General features: G+C 68.9%; 14 protein-coding genes. 4 read left to right on the plus strand and 10 right to left on the minus strand.

Translation table 11 applies throughout. From position 1 onward, the window contains the following. Position 1: 1 nt before the first annotated feature. Both OG990_RS06165 and OG990_RS06170 read right to left on the minus strand, forming a co-directional pair. On the minus strand, positions 2–2,077 hold the full coding sequence (locus OG990_RS06165) for a hydantoinase/oxoprolinase family protein (RefSeq protein ID WP_406079330.1): 2,076 nt from the start codon (positions 2,075–2,077) through the stop codon (positions 2–4). Between the two features lie 9 nt (positions 2,078–2,086). Continuing rightward, the gene (locus OG990_RS06170) at positions 2,087–3,286 is read right to left on the minus strand and encodes a CaiB/BaiF CoA transferase family protein (protein WP_406079331.1); all 1,200 of its coding nucleotides are present in this window, start codon (positions 3,284–3,286) and stop codon (positions 2,087–2,089) included. Between the two features lie 156 nt (positions 3,287–3,442). Here OG990_RS06170 and OG990_RS06175 point away from each other — a divergent pair, with 156 nt between their 5' ends. Beyond that, positions 3,443–4,147, plus strand: a complete 705-nt coding sequence (locus tag OG990_RS06175; RefSeq protein ID WP_406079332.1) for a GntR family transcriptional regulator — start codon at positions 3,443–3,445, stop codon at positions 4,145–4,147. 76 nt (positions 4,148–4,223) lie between these two features. On the opposite strand, the gene OG990_RS06180 is transcribed toward OG990_RS06175, so the two are convergent. From OG990_RS06180 to OG990_RS06190, 3 genes are all read right to left on the minus strand, one after another. Then, complete coding sequence (locus tag OG990_RS06180; RefSeq protein ID WP_328426709.1) at positions 4,224–6,071, minus strand: glycoside hydrolase family 15 protein; 1,848 nt, start codon at positions 6,069–6,071, stop codon at positions 4,224–4,226. 474 nt (positions 6,072–6,545) lie between these two features. Next, positions 6,546–7,211: a DUF4240 domain-containing protein gene (locus tag OG990_RS06185; protein WP_406081672.1), complete on the minus strand. Its 666-nt coding sequence runs from the start codon at positions 7,209–7,211 to the stop codon at positions 6,546–6,548. 87 nt (positions 7,212–7,298) lie between these two features. Beyond that, complete coding sequence (locus OG990_RS06190; RefSeq protein WP_406081673.1) at positions 7,299–7,820, minus strand: HAD domain-containing protein; 522 nt, start codon at positions 7,818–7,820, stop codon at positions 7,299–7,301. A 152-nt stretch (positions 7,821–7,972) separates the two neighbouring features. On the opposite strand from OG990_RS06190, the gene OG990_RS06195 reads away from it, so the two are divergent. Together OG990_RS06195 and OG990_RS06200 are read left to right on the plus strand one after the other, a co-directional pair. Then, the gene (locus OG990_RS06195) at positions 7,973–9,127 is read left to right on the plus strand and encodes an IS30 family transposase (protein WP_406078727.1); all 1,155 of its coding nucleotides are present in this window, start codon (positions 7,973–7,975) and stop codon (positions 9,125–9,127) included. Positions 9,128–9,371: 244 nt separating this feature from the next. Then, positions 9,372–9,764 (plus strand): YybH family protein, encoded by a 393-nt coding sequence (locus OG990_RS06200; protein ID WP_406079333.1) that lies wholly within the window; start codon positions 9,372–9,374, stop codon positions 9,762–9,764. A 217-nt stretch (positions 9,765–9,981) separates the two neighbouring features. On the opposite strand, the gene OG990_RS06205 is transcribed toward OG990_RS06200, so the two are convergent. The 5 genes from OG990_RS06205 to OG990_RS06225 all read right to left on the minus strand — a co-directional run bounded on the left by OG990_RS06205 (position 9,982) and on the right by OG990_RS06225 (position 13,185). Next, a complete protein-coding gene (locus OG990_RS06205; RefSeq protein ID WP_406081674.1) occupies positions 9,982–10,833 on the minus strand; it encodes an SDR family oxidoreductase in 852 nt (283 codons plus the stop codon). Positions 10,834–10,911: 78 nt separating this feature from the next. Beyond that, entirely contained in the window at positions 10,912–11,883 is a 972-nt protein-coding gene (locus OG990_RS06210; protein ID WP_406079334.1) for an NAD(P)-dependent alcohol dehydrogenase, read from the minus strand. Beyond that, complete coding sequence (locus OG990_RS06215) at positions 11,880–12,113, minus strand: helix-turn-helix transcriptional regulator (protein WP_406079335.1); 234 nt, start codon at positions 12,111–12,113, stop codon at positions 11,880–11,882. The genes OG990_RS06210 and OG990_RS06215 overlap by 4 nt, the downstream gene beginning before the upstream one ends. Next, positions 12,107–12,535 carry a hypothetical protein gene (locus OG990_RS06220; protein WP_406079336.1) on the minus strand — a complete coding sequence of 143 codons (429 nt, stop codon included), beginning with the start codon at positions 12,533–12,535 and terminating at the stop codon, positions 12,107–12,109. The genes OG990_RS06215 and OG990_RS06220 overlap by 7 nt, the downstream gene beginning before the upstream one ends. A gap of 179 nt (positions 12,536–12,714) precedes the next feature. Next, positions 12,715–13,185 (minus strand): PLAT/LH2 domain-containing protein, encoded by a 471-nt coding sequence (locus tag OG990_RS06225; RefSeq protein WP_355613134.1) that lies wholly within the window; start codon positions 13,183–13,185, stop codon positions 12,715–12,717. A 192-nt stretch (positions 13,186–13,377) separates the two neighbouring features. Here OG990_RS06225 and OG990_RS06230 point away from each other — a divergent pair, with 192 nt between their 5' ends. Beyond that, positions 13,378–16,212 carry a BTAD domain-containing putative transcriptional regulator gene (locus OG990_RS06230; protein WP_406079337.1) on the plus strand — a complete coding sequence of 945 codons (2,835 nt, stop codon included), beginning with the start codon at positions 13,378–13,380 and terminating at the stop codon, positions 16,210–16,212. Position 16,213: the final 1 nt, after the last annotated feature.

Here is a 16,213-nt window from a genome sequence, read left to right on the forward strand (position 1 = left end):
GTCAGTTCTCCCTGTGGCTGTCGACGGGGCGGATGAGGAGGCTGCCGCTCGGGTGCACCACCGCCGTGTGTCCGGGCAGCACGAGGGTGGTGGAGTCCATCTCGGTGATGATCGCCGGACCGGGCACGACGTTGCCCGCTCGCAGCAGAGCCCGGTCGTAGCCGCCGGCCTCCACTTCGGCGCCCTCGACCCAGATGCGGTGGTGGGCCCGCAGCGCGGGGCTCGGGTCCGCGTCACCGTGCTCCAGTTCGGGCGCGGCGACCTCGGGCCGAGGACCGTGAGCGGTGGCCCGGACGGTCACCAGTTCGTGTTCGGCATCGAGAACGAAGGAGAACAGTCGCTGGTGATCGGCGTCGAACGCCGACCGCAGGGCCGCGAGCCCACCGCCGGTCCCGTCGAATGTGTCGATGTCGATGGCCACCGGGATCTCGAAACCCTGTCCGTGGTACCGCAGGTCGGCGGAGTAGACGACGCGCTGCTCATCCTCGGGGACGCCCTGCTCGGTGAGCGTGGAGCACGCCTTGCTCGCGAGTTCGGTGAGTATCGCGCGCAGGCGCTCGTCGGTGAGTTCGTTGAGGCGGCGCACCAACGTCCGCACCGACTCGTCGCGCAGGTTGGTCGTCGCGTCGCCGTAGGCGCACAGCACTCCCGGCGACGGCGGGATGATCACCGGCCAGGCCCCGGTCAGTTTGCCGAGCGCGTTGGCATGGAGCGGGCCGGCCCCACCGAAGGCCACCAGCGCGTAGTCGCGCGGGTCGAAGCCCTGCTGCACCGACACCAGCCGCAACGCCCCGAACATGTTCTCGTTGACGATGTCGATGATGCCCGCGGCGGCGGCCTCGACCGACTCCAGCCCGGTGGCGTCAGCGATCGACTTCACCGCGGCTCGTGCCGCCGCACGGTCCAGCCTGATCTCGCCTCCGGCCAGGTCGGTGGGCAGGTAGCCGAGCACCACGTTCGCGTCGGTCACCGTCGGCTGGTCACCGCCCGCCGCGTACGCGGCCGGACCGGGTGCGGCGCCGGCCGACTGCGGCCCTACCCGCAGCGCCTGGGTCAGCGGTGGTACGTGGGCGATGGATCCGCCCCCGGCGCCCACGGTTCGTACGTCGACGGAGGTGGCGCGGACCTTGAGGCTCCCGACGGTGGTCTCCCGACCCACCCGCGGCGTGAGCCCCTGAACAAGCGCGACGTCGGTGGAGGTGCCGCCCATGTCGAAGGTCAGAAAGTCCGGGTAGCCGGCCTGCTCCGCCACCCAGGTCGCGCCGGTCACCCCGCCGGCGGGACCGGACAGCAGCAGGTTGACCGGGTTGTCCGCGGCGACGGCCGCGGAGACCAGACCACCGTCGCTGCGCAGGATGCACAGCCGGCCGTCCACCCCGGACTCGCGCAGTTGCGCTTCGAGGTTCGCCACGTAGCGCGCCACCTGCGGCTGCACGGCCGCGTTCGCCACGGTGGTGATGGTCCGCTCGTACTCGCGAAGCTCCGGCAACACCGAGGTCGACAGCGACACCGGTACGCCCGGAAGCTCCTCGGCGGACAGCTCGGCCACGCGGCGCTCGTGCTGCGGGTTGGCGTAGGAGTTGATCAGGCTGACGCTCAATGCCTCGATGCCCTGCGCGCGTAGCTTGCGCAACTTCGCACGGACGTCAGCCTCGTCGAGTTCGGTCACCACCGCGCCGTCGGCGCCGATCCTGCCGACGACCTCCACGGTGTCCTCCAGGGCCGCCAGCGGCTCCGGCTTCGGCCAGATGATCCAGCCGGCCAGGCCACCCGGCACGAAGGACCGGGCGATCTGGAGCACCTGCCGGAAGCCGTCGGTGGTGACCAGCCCGACCCGGGCGCCCTTGCCCTCGAGAATCGCGTTCGTGGCGACCGTGGTGCCGTGGAACACCTCAGTGATCTCCGACATGGGCACGCCGGCGGCCTCGCAGGCCCGCTCGATGCCACGCAGCACCCCGATGGACTGGTCCTCGGGCGTGGAGGAGGTCTTGGCGCGGTAGGTCTCTCCGGTCGCCTCGTCGATCAGCAGGATGTCGGTGAACGTTCCCCCCACGTCCACGCCGAGTCGGTAGGTCATGGTTCCTCCTCAGATGACGCCGGCAGAACGCAGCGACGCCATCGCGTCGTCGTCGAGCTCCAGCAGGTCGCGATAGATGTCGTCGTTGTGCTCACCGAGCTCGGGGCCGACGTGCCGGACCCGTCCCGGGCTGTCAGAAAGCTTGGGTACGACGTTGTGCATGGCGAACTCCCCCAGACCGGGGTGGGTCAGCCGGACGATCGCCTCGCGCGAGGCGAAGTGTGGGTCCTCGAGCATGTCCCTGGCCCTGAAGATGCGGCCTGCCGGAACGCCATGGGCGTGCAGCCGCTCGAGCAGCTCGTCGGACGCGCACGTCGAGCTCCATTCGGCGATCAGGCCGTCCAGTTGCTCCATCCACCGCCCTCGGGCGCTGTGGGTGGCGTACTTCTCGTCGGTGGCCAGCTCGGCTCGCCCCATCGCCTCGGCGAGCCGGCGGAACACCGTGTCCTGGTTCGCCGCGATCAGCACCATCTCGCCGTCGGCCGTCGGGTAGACGTTGCTCGGGGACACGTTCGGAAGGGTCGTTCCGGTCCGCTCCCGCTGGTAGCCGGCGATCTGGTATTCGGGGATGAGCGACTCCATCATCGCCAGCACGGCCTCGTAGATGGCCGAGTCCACCACCTGGCCTCGACCGGTACGTCCGCGCTGGTGCAGCGCCACCAGGGTGCCCAGGCAGGCGAACGTCGCCGCCAGCGAGTCGCCCAGGGAGACGCCGGCCCGGGCCGGGGGACGGTCGGGGTCGCCGGTCACGTACCGGATTCCGCCCATCGCCTCACCGATCGATCCGTATCCGGCGCGTGACGAGTACGGGCCCGTCTGCCCGAAGCCGGTCACGCGGGTGACGATCAGGCCGGGGTTGATCTCCCACAGCTGTTCCGGGGCCAACCCCCAGCGCTCCAGCGTGCCGGGCCGGAAGTTCTCGATCAGCACGTCCGCCCGCGCGATGAGCCGGCGTACCAGGTCCTGACCCTGCTCGGTCCGCAGGTTCGCGGTCACGGACTTCTTGTTCCGCGCCACCACCGGCCACCAGAGCGACTTGCCGTACGGCTTCTCGCGCCCCCATTGCCGCATGGGGTCACCCTGACCCGGGTCCTCGACCTTGATCACCTCGGCGCCGAAGTCACCCAGGAGCTGACCGCAGAACGGCCCCGCCAGCAGCTGGCCGAGTTCGATCACCCGGATGTCGTCAAGCGGCAGTGGAGTGCTCATGCATCCCTCAATCAGCGTCTCTTTGCATGCAATCGGCAGGTCTGTGACTGTCGTTACAGCATGTTGTGCTGGGAAAGTAGGCTTCTGGTCCTCCGGTGTCAATGCCTGGCGGGTTGATTGCATACAACCAGCCGTGTTGCTACGGTGCCGAGCATCATGAGTGACCACACGCCGCTGCGGGAGGCCGACAACGGCCACGCCGCCGACGATGCCTATCGGCTGATCCGGGAACAGATCCTGTCCGGGCAGCGGTCGGCCGGTGAGTGGCTCCGTGAGGGCGAGCTGGCCGAGTCGATCGGGGTGAGCCGGACGCCCGTCCGGGAGGCGCTCAGACGCCTGACCGCGGAGGGACTGGTCCGCCACGAACGCAACCGCGGCGTGCAGGTCCAGGCATGGAGCATCCACGATCTCGACGAGATCTTCAGCCTGCGGTCCGTGCTCGAGCCGTGGGGCTGCCGACTGGCGGCCACCAGGGGCACCATCGACGTGGACGCGCTAGACGCGCTGGCCCACCGGATGGACGAGGTCGCGCCGGATGGACGGCCGACCGACGTGGACGAGCTCACCGAGCTGAACAACCGGTTCCACCGGATGATCCTCGAGGCGTCCGACAACAGCCGACTGGCCGGCGTCGTCTCCTCGGTAATCCAGATGCCGCTCGTCTGGCGCACCTTCTCCCGGTACACCCCGGACGCGCTGCGCCGTAGCCTGGCTCACCACCACGAACTGGTGGCGGCCCTGGCCGCGCCCGACCCCGACTGGGCGGAGTCGGTCATGCGCAGCCACGTACGCGCGGCGTGGCATTCCATCCGCCTGCGAGACGGCGGCGACCAGGCACCTGACCCGGAACTGCCGAAGTAGGCCAGCACAACCGCAGGTCACCCGCCACTCTGATCAGCCCTCTTGGGAGGCGAGCGCGTCTGGGGCTGAGAATGCTCTACTGGCGGCGCCGGGCGTCGGCCTTGGCGTCGAGCAGGTCGTTCAGCGCCAGCGCCGAGTTGATCAGGGAGAGATGGCTGAACGCCTGCGGGTAGTTGCCGATCTGCTCACCGGTCGCGGCGATCTCCTCGGCGTACAGGCCGAGGTGGTTGCTGAAGGTGAACATCTTCTCGAAGGTGAGCCGGGCGTCGTCCAGGCGGCCGGAGCGGGCCAGCGCCTCGACGTACCAGAACGTGCACATGTTGAAGGTGCCCTCGTGGCCGGGAAGGCCGTCGGGGGAGTGGACCGGGTCGTACCGGTGGACCAGGCTGTCGGAGACCAGCTCCCGCTCGATCGCGTTCAAGGTGGACTGCCAGAGGGGGTCGCTCGGCGTCACGAAGCCGACCGCCGGCATGGAGAGCAGCGCCGCGTCCAGCACGTTCTCGTCGTACGCCTGCACGAAGCTGCCGCGTTCCCGGTTGTATCCGCGGGCCATGACCTGGTTGTAGATCCGGTTGCGTTGCTCGGCCCAGCCGGTGATGTCGCCGGGGCGGCCGGTGCGGGTGGCGAGGCGGATGGCCCGGTCCAGCGCGACCCAGGACATCACCCGGCCGAAGGTGTAGTTGCGGGGGTGGTGGCGGCTCTCCCAGATGCCGGCGTCGGCCTGGTCCCAGTGTTGGCAGAGCCAGTCGACGAGCCGGACGGTGCTCTTCCACACCTGGTGCGAGACGCGGATGCCTTGCTCGTCGGCGAGGTGCATGGCGTAGAGCGCCTCGCCGTGGATGTCGAGTTGGAGCTGGTCGGCGGCGCCGTTGCCGATCCGCACCGGTCGGGAGCCGCGGTAGCCCTCCAGGTGGTCGAGGATCTCCTCGTGCAGATCGGAGGAGCCGTCCACCCGATACATGATCTTCAGCGGGTCCTGGTGGTCACCGGCCTCGCGGATCCGCTCGTCCAGCCAGTTCATGTACCGGCTGACCTCTTCGGTGAAGCCGAGGCCGAGCAGCGCGTGCACCGAGAACGACGTGTCGCGTACCCAGGTGTAGCGGTAGTCCCAGTTGCGGGTGCCGCCGACCAGCTCGGGCAGCGCGGCGGTGGGCGCGGCGATCATCGCGCCGGTCGGCGCGTACGTCATGAGCTTGAGCGTGATGGCCGAGCGCTCGACCATCTCCCGCCACCGCCCGGTGTAGCGGGAGCGCTCGACCCAGCGCCGCCAGTAGTCCCGGGTCCACTCGAACATCCCCTGGACCTCTGCCGGCGCGATGATCCGTGGCTCCGTGCCGGCCGTCTCCAGGACCACCCCGCCGGTGTCACCCTCGTTCAGGGTGCCGTACACGACCAGGTCGTCGTCCTCCAGGCGGATGTCGCCTCCCTGCGACATCAACTGCCGCACCGGGTCAACTGGGTTGAAGGTGAGCACCGCCGACCGGCTGCGGAAGACGTACCCATTGCGGTGGCGCTCCAGTTGGTGCTTCTCCCGGGCGTAGTCGAACCGGGGCCGGCACTCCACCCGAAACCGCATGCTGCCCCGGACCATGTTGACCATGCGGACCAGGCGGTGCGCGTCAACGGCCTGATCGCCGGTGACCGGCATGAAGTCCATCACCTCGGCGACGCCGTCCGCGCTGATGAACCGGGTGATCAGGATCGGAGTGCCAGGCAGGTAGAGCTGCTTGGTGACGTACCGGACATCGTGCGGGGCGATGCGAAAGTAGCCACCCCGCTCGTGGTCCAGCAGCGCGGCGAAGATGCTCGGCGAGTCGAAGCGTGGCGCGCAGAACCAGTCGATCGTCCCGTCGCACGTCACCAGCGCGGCGGTCTGCAGGTCTCCGATGAGCCCGTGATCCTCGATCGCCGGATAGCTCTCCACATCGCCCCCAGGTCTCGACACACCTCCTGCGCAGTAACCTAAGGGAGGAATTGTCAAGTTTGGGCCGATTCGTGGTCAGCCACCCTCTCGCGCGTTCCGGCGCGCCTCGACTCGTCCAGAGGGTGAAGGCCCGCATCCGCTAAGCCGTCCGCGCCCGCAGGCACTGCTTCAACGGGGTGTGTGGATATAACGGAGACCTTTCCGCTGCCAGTCCCTGAAGCGGAGCTCGGTCTGGGACCCGGCCGGCTGGCCGTCCCCGGAAACGATCCCGTCCTTCGGCGCGATGATCAAAAGTACGGTGGCGGCCCCCCGCCGCGCGGCGCTGGCCTAGTTTGATCTTTTAGCTGTTCGACCTGGGCGACACCAATACCCCACGGGACGCGCTGAGATCCATTGCAGCGCGCAGGTCCTGATACCGATCTGTCGCGCAGGTCCCGGAGACCGGACAGCGCCGTGTGACGGCCCGTGCCCGGGCTACTTCGGCGGGAGCCGGTGGGCGAGGAACAGAGCGGCGAGTCTGGGTAGGCGGCGTTGCCACTCTTCTTCGTCGCGAATACCCCAGCGGTTGTCGGCAGGCTGAGGGCTGCTCGTTGGTCGAGCCGTGTCCACCTCCGCAGCGTTGGCGGCGTCCCAGAACGCGTCGGGGTCGCCTGTCCGCCGCTCATACGCCTTCTGCGCTGCGAACAGCAGCCCTTCGGTACCAATCCAAAGGCTTTGCTCGTTCGAGGCGCTGATCTCTTGTACGGCGGGGTGCCCGGCGAGGGAGTCGGGTTCGGTGGCCACTGCCTCGAACGTGCCTCGGCCCAGGCCGACGAGTCCTGCCCGGAAGTCGGCGAACCCGTCGTCGGACAGGAAGCCATGCTCGACAACCCAGCACGCTGCGCAGGTATCCCAATTGTCGACCTGGTCGAGCATGTGGCCGAGCAGCTGGTCGAAGGCGACTATCTCCGCCAGGGGAAGTTGGTTCAGCTCCGCCACAAGCGCCTCAGCGACCGCGCTCGGCTGACCGTCTCTGCGGGCCGATCCGCCGATGGACCTGCCGCCGTTCGTGCCCGCTCCACAGCCTGCCAGAACCCATCCAAGTTCACGACCATCAGTGTCCGCGCCCGCTGTGACAGCGCGCGGCCGGGTGTCACGCAGGTCTTGAGACCGGACACCCTCACCAGAATTGTCGGGCTCCGGTTGATGAGTGACGGATCGATGTCAGATGTTGGGCGACAGTTCCGGCTAGACGATCTTCTGGTCAGACAGGGCCTGTGGGGCAAGCCATCGCTCGATGGCGGCAAAGTCGGAATCGGAAATTCCAACCCGTGGGTCAACACGGTGGAGAAGTGCGTGTCCGGGATGGTTGGCGGCTACCCAGGCTCGGTCAACGTCGTTGATCTCGTCGTCGACCCACACGAAGGGCCGTCCGGCCGCCCAGGCGACCAGGGCCTTGGTCTTCCAGTGCAGCCTTCGGGTCGGTTGCTCCTCGTCCTCCTCCGGCCAGTCGACGACAGGCAGTTCTGGTAAGCCGATTCGCGGTGCCACTTCCTCGTTCGCATCGGCCATCCACGTGGTGGCCCAGACCAGCTCGCACCCGAGCATGCTGAGCCGCTGACCGTGCATCGGATTGAGCCTCGACAGGAGGGGGTTGGATAGCTCGTCCCATTGGCCGGTGGCTTCGGCCCTGGCTGCACGCCCTTCGGAGTGCTGCGGCGGCTCCCCGCCAATCGGGATGAGTGGTCCATCCACGTCGAGGAAGAGCAAGGGACGGTCAGCACCAGCGGTCACCGTCGCACGATAGCGATCCCGGCCCCGCGGCGTGTCACCCATCAAGTGAAGCCACGGTGGGCGGGTTCAACTGGTCAGCGCAACGCGCTCGACGAGTCGACGAGAATGCATCGATTCGATCGAGGGAGATGTTGGTGACCATCCATCTGACGGTGGAGCAACGACAGTTGGCCCGACGGTTGAGCGCCAGGGGCCTGTCGTTGAGGGAGGTCGGCCGCCAGGTCGGCTGCTCGCATGAGATTGTTCGAACCGTCGTGCGCCGCGAGTCGAAACGCCCTGTTCGATCCGACTCTTGGCAGCCGGGGCCCGGGCGGCTCACCCTTGCCGACCGGGAGGAGATCAGTCTTGGCCTTCGTGGCGGCGAGTCTTTTACGGCGATCGCTGCCCGGCTCGGCAAGGCCACCTCCACGGTGTCACGGGAAGTGGCGGGTAACGGTGGCCGGGATGACTACCGTGCCTGGCGGGCTCACCAGCGAGCGCGAGCGCGGGCCCGACGGCCGAAGACGCCGAAGCTGGCCTGTGTGCGGCTGGCCGGGAGGGTCGGTGAGTGGCTGGAGGACTGGTGGTCCCCGGAGGAGATTTCGCGTCGCTTGCCAATCGAGTTCCCCCGCGATCCTCTGATGCGGGTGAGCCACGAAACCATCTATCGGGCGCTGTTCGTGCAGGGCCGCGGTGAGCTACGCCGAGAGCTGGCCCGCTGCCTGCGCACCGGCCGAATCAAGCGCCGTGCCCGCCAGCGGCCTGAGAACACCGGGCGGATCCCGGACATGGTGATGATCAGCGAACGCCCCGCCGAGGCCGACGATCGTGCAGTGCCCGGCCACTGGGAGGGCGATCTGATCCTCGGCAAAGACAGCAAGTCCGCGGTGGGCACCCTGGTCGAGCGAAGCACCAGGTTCCTGCTGTTGCTGCACCTACCCCACGGCCGTACCGCGCACAGCGTCGAGCAGGCGATGCGGAAGGCCATCGCCACCCTGCCCGACGAACTGGTCCGCACCATCACCTGGGATCAGGGCAAGGAGATGTCCCAGCACGCCCAATTCACCGCCGCCACCGGCATCCAGGTCTACTTCTGCGACCCACACAAGCCATGGCAGCGCGGATCCAACGAAAACACCAACGGCCTGCTCCGCCAGTACATGCCCAAAGGAACCGACCTATCGGCCCACACCGCCGACGACCTCGCCCGCTTCGCCCGCAGCCTCAACACCCGCCCCCGCAAGACCCTCGGCTACATGACACCATCCGAAAAGCTCGCCGAGCTCCTTGCGCACACCGGTTGAACCCGCCGTGTAACCCATCATCCGGAGTCGGACAGCCGGCTGCCGGCGAAGTGGCTCAAAATCTCTGTACGTCTTCAAGACGACCCTGAACGGGCCGCACAGGCCGCCGCCTGCGCGCGCTGGCCGCTGCCGCTGTCGCTCTGCGGCCGTCACGCCTGACATTGGCGGCTGGTTGACGAGTGCATGCCCGCAGCTGGCCGGTTCTCGCCGCCTGCCCGCCCCGCCGATGGCAAGGTGGATGTCCATGGACAGGAAGCACGTCGCCGGTTGGCTCGCCGCCTATGAGCAGATTTGGCGGACGCCGGGCACGGACGCGCTGGCAACGATCTTCACCGAGGACGCGAGCTACCAGCAGGGGCCGTACTGGACGCCCGTCGTCGGCCTGCCGGCCATCGCCCGAATGTGGGAAAAGCAGCGCAGAGGTCCCGACGAGGTGTTCCAGATGACCAGCGAGATCGTTGCGGTTGACGGCGACACCGCGGTGTCACGCCAGGAGGTCCGCTACGGCGACCCGGTCGACCAGGAGTACCGCGACCTGTGGATCATGCGATTCGCCGACGACGGACGTTGCCGGTCGTTCGAGGAGTGGCCGTTCTGGCCGGGACAGCAGCCGGCCAACCCTCCGGACGGATCGTGATCCGAGGAATTTGCTACGCCGAGCGACGGCCGGTGTGCTCCACGGCTCGATCATCGAAGGGCTGGCCAGCCAAGGCGCATCGACCCGGTCGTGCACCGTGTAGTTGTCTGGTACGTCCGCAAGGTATTTCGGCGCTGGATTTCGCGCTCTATCCAGTTCGGTACGGGGAACGACGTCGCGGCCTGTCCCTTGGTCCGGCTTCCGGTCGTCTTGTTGGTTACCGGCCTGGGTCAAGGCCAGCAAGTTCTTCGCTGAGCGCCCACAACCTCGCGGCAGCCCGGGCGTCTCTGGCCAGAGCGCTTGGCTCGGCAGGCTTGCACCTGACGAAGTAGCCGCCGGTCACGTCGGCGATCTCCGGCGAACTGGCAAGGTATACCGAGGTCTCGGCACCAGTTGCGGGGCCGGGCTGAATACGCAGGACGAGCCGCACAACCGCGCCGAGCGCACCGGTGACGTCGCGGCCGAGGGCGGTACGCACGAAGCCGGGATGCAGACAGTTTGCGGTGACTCCGGTGCCGGTCAGACGCTTGGCCAACTCGACGGTGAACAAGATGTTCAGCAGTTTCGAGAGGGGATAGGTCTGCGCCTGCCCGGCCTGCGCTCCGCGGGGCAGGTCATCCCACGGGATTGTCCGGGCCTGCTTGTGGGCGGCGGACGAGACCGTGACCACCCGTGCGGGAGCGCTGCGCTCCAACAGCCCACGCACCAGGTTGGTGAGCAGGAACGGCCCCAGATGGTTGGTCGCGAACGTAGTCTCCAACCCATCGGCGGTCAGCTGCCGGCGCATCGAGATCACGCCAGCGTTGTTGACCAGCACATCGAGCCGGTCGTACCGGGCCATGACGTCGTCGGCCAGTCGGCGTACCTGCGCCAGGCTCGACAGGTCCGCGGTCACGGTCTGGATCTGCGCGAGCGGTACGTGCCGGCGGATCTCGTCGCGGGCCGTCTCACCGCGTGCCGCGTCGCGGGCGACAATGATCACGGTAGCGCCGAGCATGGCCAACCGCAGCGCTGTCTCCTTGCCGATCCCGCTGGTCGCGCCGGTCACCAGGCAGGTCTTGCCCGACATCGTCCTCACACGATCTCCACACAGGACATTCAAGAGCAGGACACCGAAAGCATCCACCATCGGCGGGCGGCCGGCGCGCTACACCGTGACGACGACCTTGCCCGCGGGGTGACCCTGGGCGAGGTAACGGATCGCGTCGGGCGCGTCGGCGAGAGCGTAGGTGCAGTCGATGACCGGGGTGACCGAGCCCGACTCGATGAGCGGGGTCAGTTCCTCGAGGTCCTCGTAGCGCTCCCGAGCGGTCACGCCACATACCCGCTGGCCGCCGAACAGCGAGAGCAACGGCGCAGCCATCTGGCGCTGGAAGCCGCCGAGCAGCCAGCCCTTGGCGTGCCCGCCGCCGACGAGGGCGATCGTCCCACGCGGCGTGAGTGCGCGCCGGAGCAACGACAACGGCCGGCTGCCCGCGGTGTCGATGATGATGTCGTACTGCGCACCGCCGCGGTCGATCTCGTGCTGGGTGTAGTCGATGACGTCCTCGGCACCGATGGAACGCACCAACTCGATCTTCGAGGTGCTGCAGACGCCGGTCACGTGTGCCCCGTACACCTTGACAAGCTGGACGGCGAACGACCCGACCCCTCCGGCCGCTCCGGTGACCAGCACCCGTTGCCCGCGCTGCACCCGGGCGTCGCGGACGCTCTGCAGCGCCGTCACCGCGGAGATGGGCGTCGCTGCCGCCTGCACGAAGGTGAGGTTGGCCGGCTTGGGCGCCAGCCGGTGCTGCCGCGCCGTCGCGTACTCGGCGAACGAGCCGCTCCCGCAGGTGCCGAACACCTCGTCGCCGGGACGCAGGCGGGTCACGCCGGCGCCGACCGCCGCCACCACACCTGCGACGGCCCGACCGAGCACCGCTACCTTGGGCCGGCGCAGCCCGACCGCGAGGCGCGCGGCCATGGGTCGGCCGGTCATGAGGATCCACACGCCCGGGTCCACGCCGGCGGCGCGCACCTCGACGAGCACCTCGTCCTCGCCGATCGGGGGCGTGTCGATGTCGCGGAGTTCGAGCACGTCGGCCGGGCCGTACCTGTCGCGGGCGATCGCTTTCATGAGTTCTCCTCGGGGGAGTCGGGGTACTGGAACACTGTGTCGAGCGGTACGCCGAACACCCGGGCGATCCGGAAGGCCATCTCCAGCGAAGGCGAGTAGCGGCCCTGCTCGATGGCGATGAGGGTCTGCCGGGTGACGCCGATGCGCTCGGCGAGTTCGGCCTGGGTCATCTCGCCGTGCGCGAAGCGCAGCGCACGGATGCAGTTGGTGACCTGCGTCGGCTTCACCACTGCGGGAAGCTCCTGCGGTACACGATGACCTTCGTGATGCCGCCGAGGACCGCCGACAGCACGAAGCAGAGGTAGATCACGTTGGCGATCCAGAACCGGTCCCAGTCCGCCATTGCCATGAGCATCGCCGCGACCGCGCCGACGACGACGAACGACTGGCCGACATGGTCGCCGAGCCGCCCGATCTCGCGGTCCCGCACGTCCCTGGCGCGGGACGCGCCTGGAATCACGATGGCCATGCCGATCTCGGCCACGATCGACGCGACGATGGCCGCGCCGACCGTCCACAACAGCGTACTCGCGTACGGCACGTCAGGCAGCGAGCGTCCGTCCGCGCGGCTCGCGATGACGGCCACGTAGGCGGAGTAGCCGAGCACGGCGACGAATAGCCCGATCCACGCGCGTTTCTCGTCGTGCGTCATGATCAGCCCCTTCGGTGTCTAGAATCTTTGACACCAGCAAGGTAGCGAATCTTTGACCTCGTGTCTAGAGAGCTTTACATCAATCTCGGGCAGGAGCACGGCGGCGTCCCCGGCCGTCAGTCGGCCGGGGACACCTTCGTAGCTGAGGTTGCACCGTGATCACTGGATCGGATTCGACCTCACGGGCAGTCGAACCAGCGGGTCTCCTCGCCATCGCCGTAGTAGGCGTTCATCGGGCAGCGGTACCAGGTCCCGGTGGCGTGCGCGTAGATCTGCGCGTACTCCGGGTACCACTCGGAACCATTGCTGCCCTTGTAGACGCCGATGAAATCAGGGCGTCCGATGTCGAACCACGAGAATGGCCCGAAATAGTCGTTGCTGTTGCGCTCGAAGTTGTCGGCCGAGTTGTCGAGGTTGACGTAGCCGGGAGACTCGGCGAGCGTGCCGTACACCTTCATCCGCACGGTGGCGTCGGTGCCGGCCCCGTCGATGTTCGCGGTGTGTACGAAGATCGTGTACTTCTGAACAGCGTTGATGCCGATGCCGCCGGCCTTGGCGGCCGGGGCCGCGCTGGCGGCGGTACCGCCACCCAGCGCCATCATCATCATGACGAGAGCGCCCCCGACCGCGATTGGGATCCGGAATCTCATGCTGACTTCCTCCTGCTGAAAAGTGTGGATGATTTCTGCTGTTGCAGTTGACGAACTCTGACAGCGGTCGCTGTTGCGCGGCTGACGTGGCGCTGAAATGCCGGCACCGTCCGGTGTCCGACTGAGCCGTCCAGAGCGCCTGTCCCGTCGATAACCTGAGCCGAATACAGTGGTTGAGGCGGGGGCGGACCAATGCGAGTCAGGCTTCTCGGACCGGTCGACGTGGCCGAAGGCACCACGGCCGGTTCGGTCTCCGGAATCCGGCGCAAAGGCGTACTCGCGGTGCTTGCCCTGCACCCGGGCGTGATCGTCAGCACCGACCGCCTGATCGACGTGATCTGGGGCGACCAGGCTCCCGCGACCGCGCCGAACAGCCTGCAGAGCCACGTTTCCTACCTACGGCGCATCATCGGCGCCCGGAGCGCGATCGTGGGTCGCTCTCCGGGGTACGTGCTGGATCTGCCGGGCGAGGCCACCGACGTCGAGGTGGCCGAGCGGCTCATCCGCGAAGGCACCCGGTCGACCGACCACGGGCACGCCCGCACGGTGCTGGCCAGCGCCCTTGAGCTGTGGCGGGGTCGATCGTTGGTCGACGTCGCCAGCTTCGACTGGCTGCACGAGCAGGCCGAACGCCTGGAACACCTGCGGCTGGTCGCGGTCCGGGCACTGGTCGACAGCCGACTGGCGCTCGGTGAGCACGCGCAGCTCGTACCGGAGCTGGAGCTTTTGACCCAGGAACATCCCCTCGACGAGCACATCCACGACCAACTCATGGTGGCGCTCTACCGGGCCGGCCGGCAGTCCGACGCACTCGCGACGTACCGGCGGTTGCGCCGCACGCTCCGCGACGACCTGGGCATCGAGCCGAGCCCGGCGTTGCGCAACCGGGAGAGCGCCATCCTGTCGCAGGACCCGGCGCTCGCCTGGTCCGCGCCGGCCGGCGAGGTGGTCGCGGTCGCGGTCCGGGCGTCCGCGCCAGCCCAACTACCCCCGGCGGTACGCGCCTTCGCCGGTCGTCGCGACGAACTGCGCTGGCTCGACGAACGACTCGGCCGGCCGGGTGAGCCCGATCCGCCGTCGATGGTCATCTCGGCCGTCTCCGGCACGCCGGGGGTGGGCAAGACCACGCTGGCCGTGCACTGGGCTCACCAGGTCGCCGACCGCTTTCCGGACGGCCAGCTCTATGTCAACCTGCGCGGCTTCGACGCCGGTGGGGCGGTGCTGGATCCTGCCGACGCGATCCGCGGATTCCTGGACGCTCTCGGCGTACCGGTGGAGTGCATTCCGGCTGGCCTGTCCGCCCAGGCCGCGCTGTACCGCAGCCTGCTGGCCGGCCGGCGGGTCCTCGTCCTGATCGACAACGCCCGCGACGCTGAGCAGGTCCGCCCACTGCTACCCGGCTCGGCCGGCTGCCTTGCCGTGGTGACCAGCCGCAACCAGCTCACCTCCCTGGTCGCCAGCGAGGGCGCCCAGCCGCTCGCTCTCGACCTGCTGCCCGCGGCCGAGGCCCGGGACCTGCTGGCCAGCCGGCTGGGCAGCGACCGGGTGGCCGGCGAGCCGACCGCCGTCGACCAGATCATCGCGAGCTGCGCCCGGCTGCCCCTCGCGCTGGCCGTCGCCACCTCGCGGGCCGCCACCCGCCCCGGCTTCCCGCTGGCGGCACTGGCCAGCGAGCTGCGCGACGCGGCCGACGCGTTGGACGCCTTCGACGGCGGCGACCCGGCCACCGACGTACGCGCCGTCTTCTCCTGGTCCTACCAGGCGCTGAGCCCGGCGGCCGGCAGGGTGTTCCGGCTGCTGGGGTTGCATCCCGGTCCGGACATCGCGGTACCCGCGGCGGCCAGCCTGGCCGGCATTTCGCTGCGCCAGGCACGGATGCTGCTGGCCGAGCTGGCCCGCGCCCACCTGCTCTACGAGCACGCGCCCGGCCGGTACGCGATCCACGATCTGTTACGCGTCTACGCGACCGAGCTGACCCACGACCTCGACAGCGACAGTGAGCGTCAGGTTGCTGTGCGCCGGGTGCTCGACTCCTACCTGCACGTCGCGTATGCCGGTGCCCGGCTACTCCAACCGTTTCGCGATCCGATCGACCTGGAGCCAGCCCGCCGTGGCGTCGCAGCGGTGGCGCCGGTCGATGCCGAGCAGGCGATGGCCTGGTTCATCGCGGAGCACCCGGTGCTACTCAACGCCGTCACTCGCGCGGCCGACGACGGGCTGTACGCGCACGCCTGGCGGCTGGCCTGGACCATGGCCGACTTCTTCGACCGCAAGGGTCACTGGCAGGACTGGGCGGCGACTCACGAGACCGCGCTCACCGCCGCCGACCTGCTGGTCGACCGTCGGGCTGCCGCGAGCGTACGCCGTGGCCTCGGCCGTGCCCGCGCCCAACTGGGCCAGTTCGCCGAGGCGCACGCCCAGCTCCGGCAGGCGGCCCACCTGTACGCCCTACTGGGCGACGTGACCGGCCAGGCGCACGTTGCCCGGAGCATCGCCTGGGTCTGTTCCCGGCAGGGGCGTCATCGGGAGGCGTTGGCCCACGCCCAGCACGCACTCGAGCTGTTCGAAGCCGTCGGCGACCGCGCCCTGCAGGCCCGCGCCCTCAACTCGGTCGGCTGGCAGTACGCCCAGCTCGGCGACCACGGTGCGGCCCTGCACCACTGTCGGCGGGCGCTGCGCCTGGTGCGCGAGGTGGGCGACCGCTTCGGCGAGGCCAACACCTGGGACAGCCTCGGCTACGCCCACCACCACCTCGGCGACTACCAGCAGGCCACCGCCTGTTACCAGCGGGCGGTGGAGCTGTTCCGCGACCTTGGTGACCGCTACTACGAGGCCGACACGCTCACCCACGCGGGGGAGAGCCACCAGGCGGCGGGCGACCCGGAGGCCGCCCGGCTCGCCTGGATGCGGGCGTTGGACATTCTCGGCGCGCTGGGCCATCCCGACGCCGACCGGCTCCGCGCCATCCTCCGCCGCCACCGCACCCACCCCCTCGTACGCTCCACAACCCCGTCACCCTGCGCCTGAC

The sequence above is a fragment of the Micromonospora sp. NBC_00858 genome (genome assembly GCF_045207365.1).
In the GTDB taxonomy this organism is placed as follows: domain Bacteria; phylum Actinomycetota; class Actinomycetes; order Mycobacteriales; family Micromonosporaceae; genus Micromonospora.

Coding starts and splice junctions, on each gene's coding strand:
- OG990_RS06175 (WP_406079332.1), top strand. CDS start 3,443: ATGAGTGACCACACGCCGCTGCGGGAGGCCGACAACGGCCACGCCGCC.
- OG990_RS06200 (WP_406079333.1), top strand. CDS start 9,372: ATGGACAGGAAGCACGTCGCCGGTTGGCTCGCCGCCTATGAGCAGATT.
- OG990_RS06220 (WP_406079336.1), bottom strand. CDS start 12,535: ATGACGCACGACGAGAAACGCGCGTGGATCGGGCTATTCGTCGCCGTG.
- OG990_RS06165 (WP_406079330.1), bottom strand. CDS start 2,077: ATGACCTACCGACTCGGCGTGGACGTGGGGGGAACGTTCACCGACATC.
- OG990_RS06170 (WP_406079331.1), bottom strand. CDS start 3,286: ATGAGCACTCCACTGCCGCTTGACGACATCCGGGTGATCGAACTCGGC.
- OG990_RS06230 (WP_406079337.1), top strand. CDS start 13,378: ATGCGAGTCAGGCTTCTCGGACCGGTCGACGTGGCCGAAGGCACCACG.
- OG990_RS06225 (WP_355613134.1), bottom strand. CDS start 13,185: ATGAGATTCCGGATCCCAATCGCGGTCGGGGGCGCTCTCGTCATGATG.
- OG990_RS06210 (WP_406079334.1), bottom strand. CDS start 11,883: ATGAAAGCGATCGCCCGCGACAGGTACGGCCCGGCCGACGTGCTCGAA.
- OG990_RS06205 (WP_406081674.1), bottom strand. CDS start 10,833: ATGTCGGGCAAGACCTGCCTGGTGACCGGCGCGACCAGCGGGATCGGC.
- OG990_RS06195 (WP_406078727.1), top strand. CDS start 7,973: ATGTTGGTGACCATCCATCTGACGGTGGAGCAACGACAGTTGGCCCGA.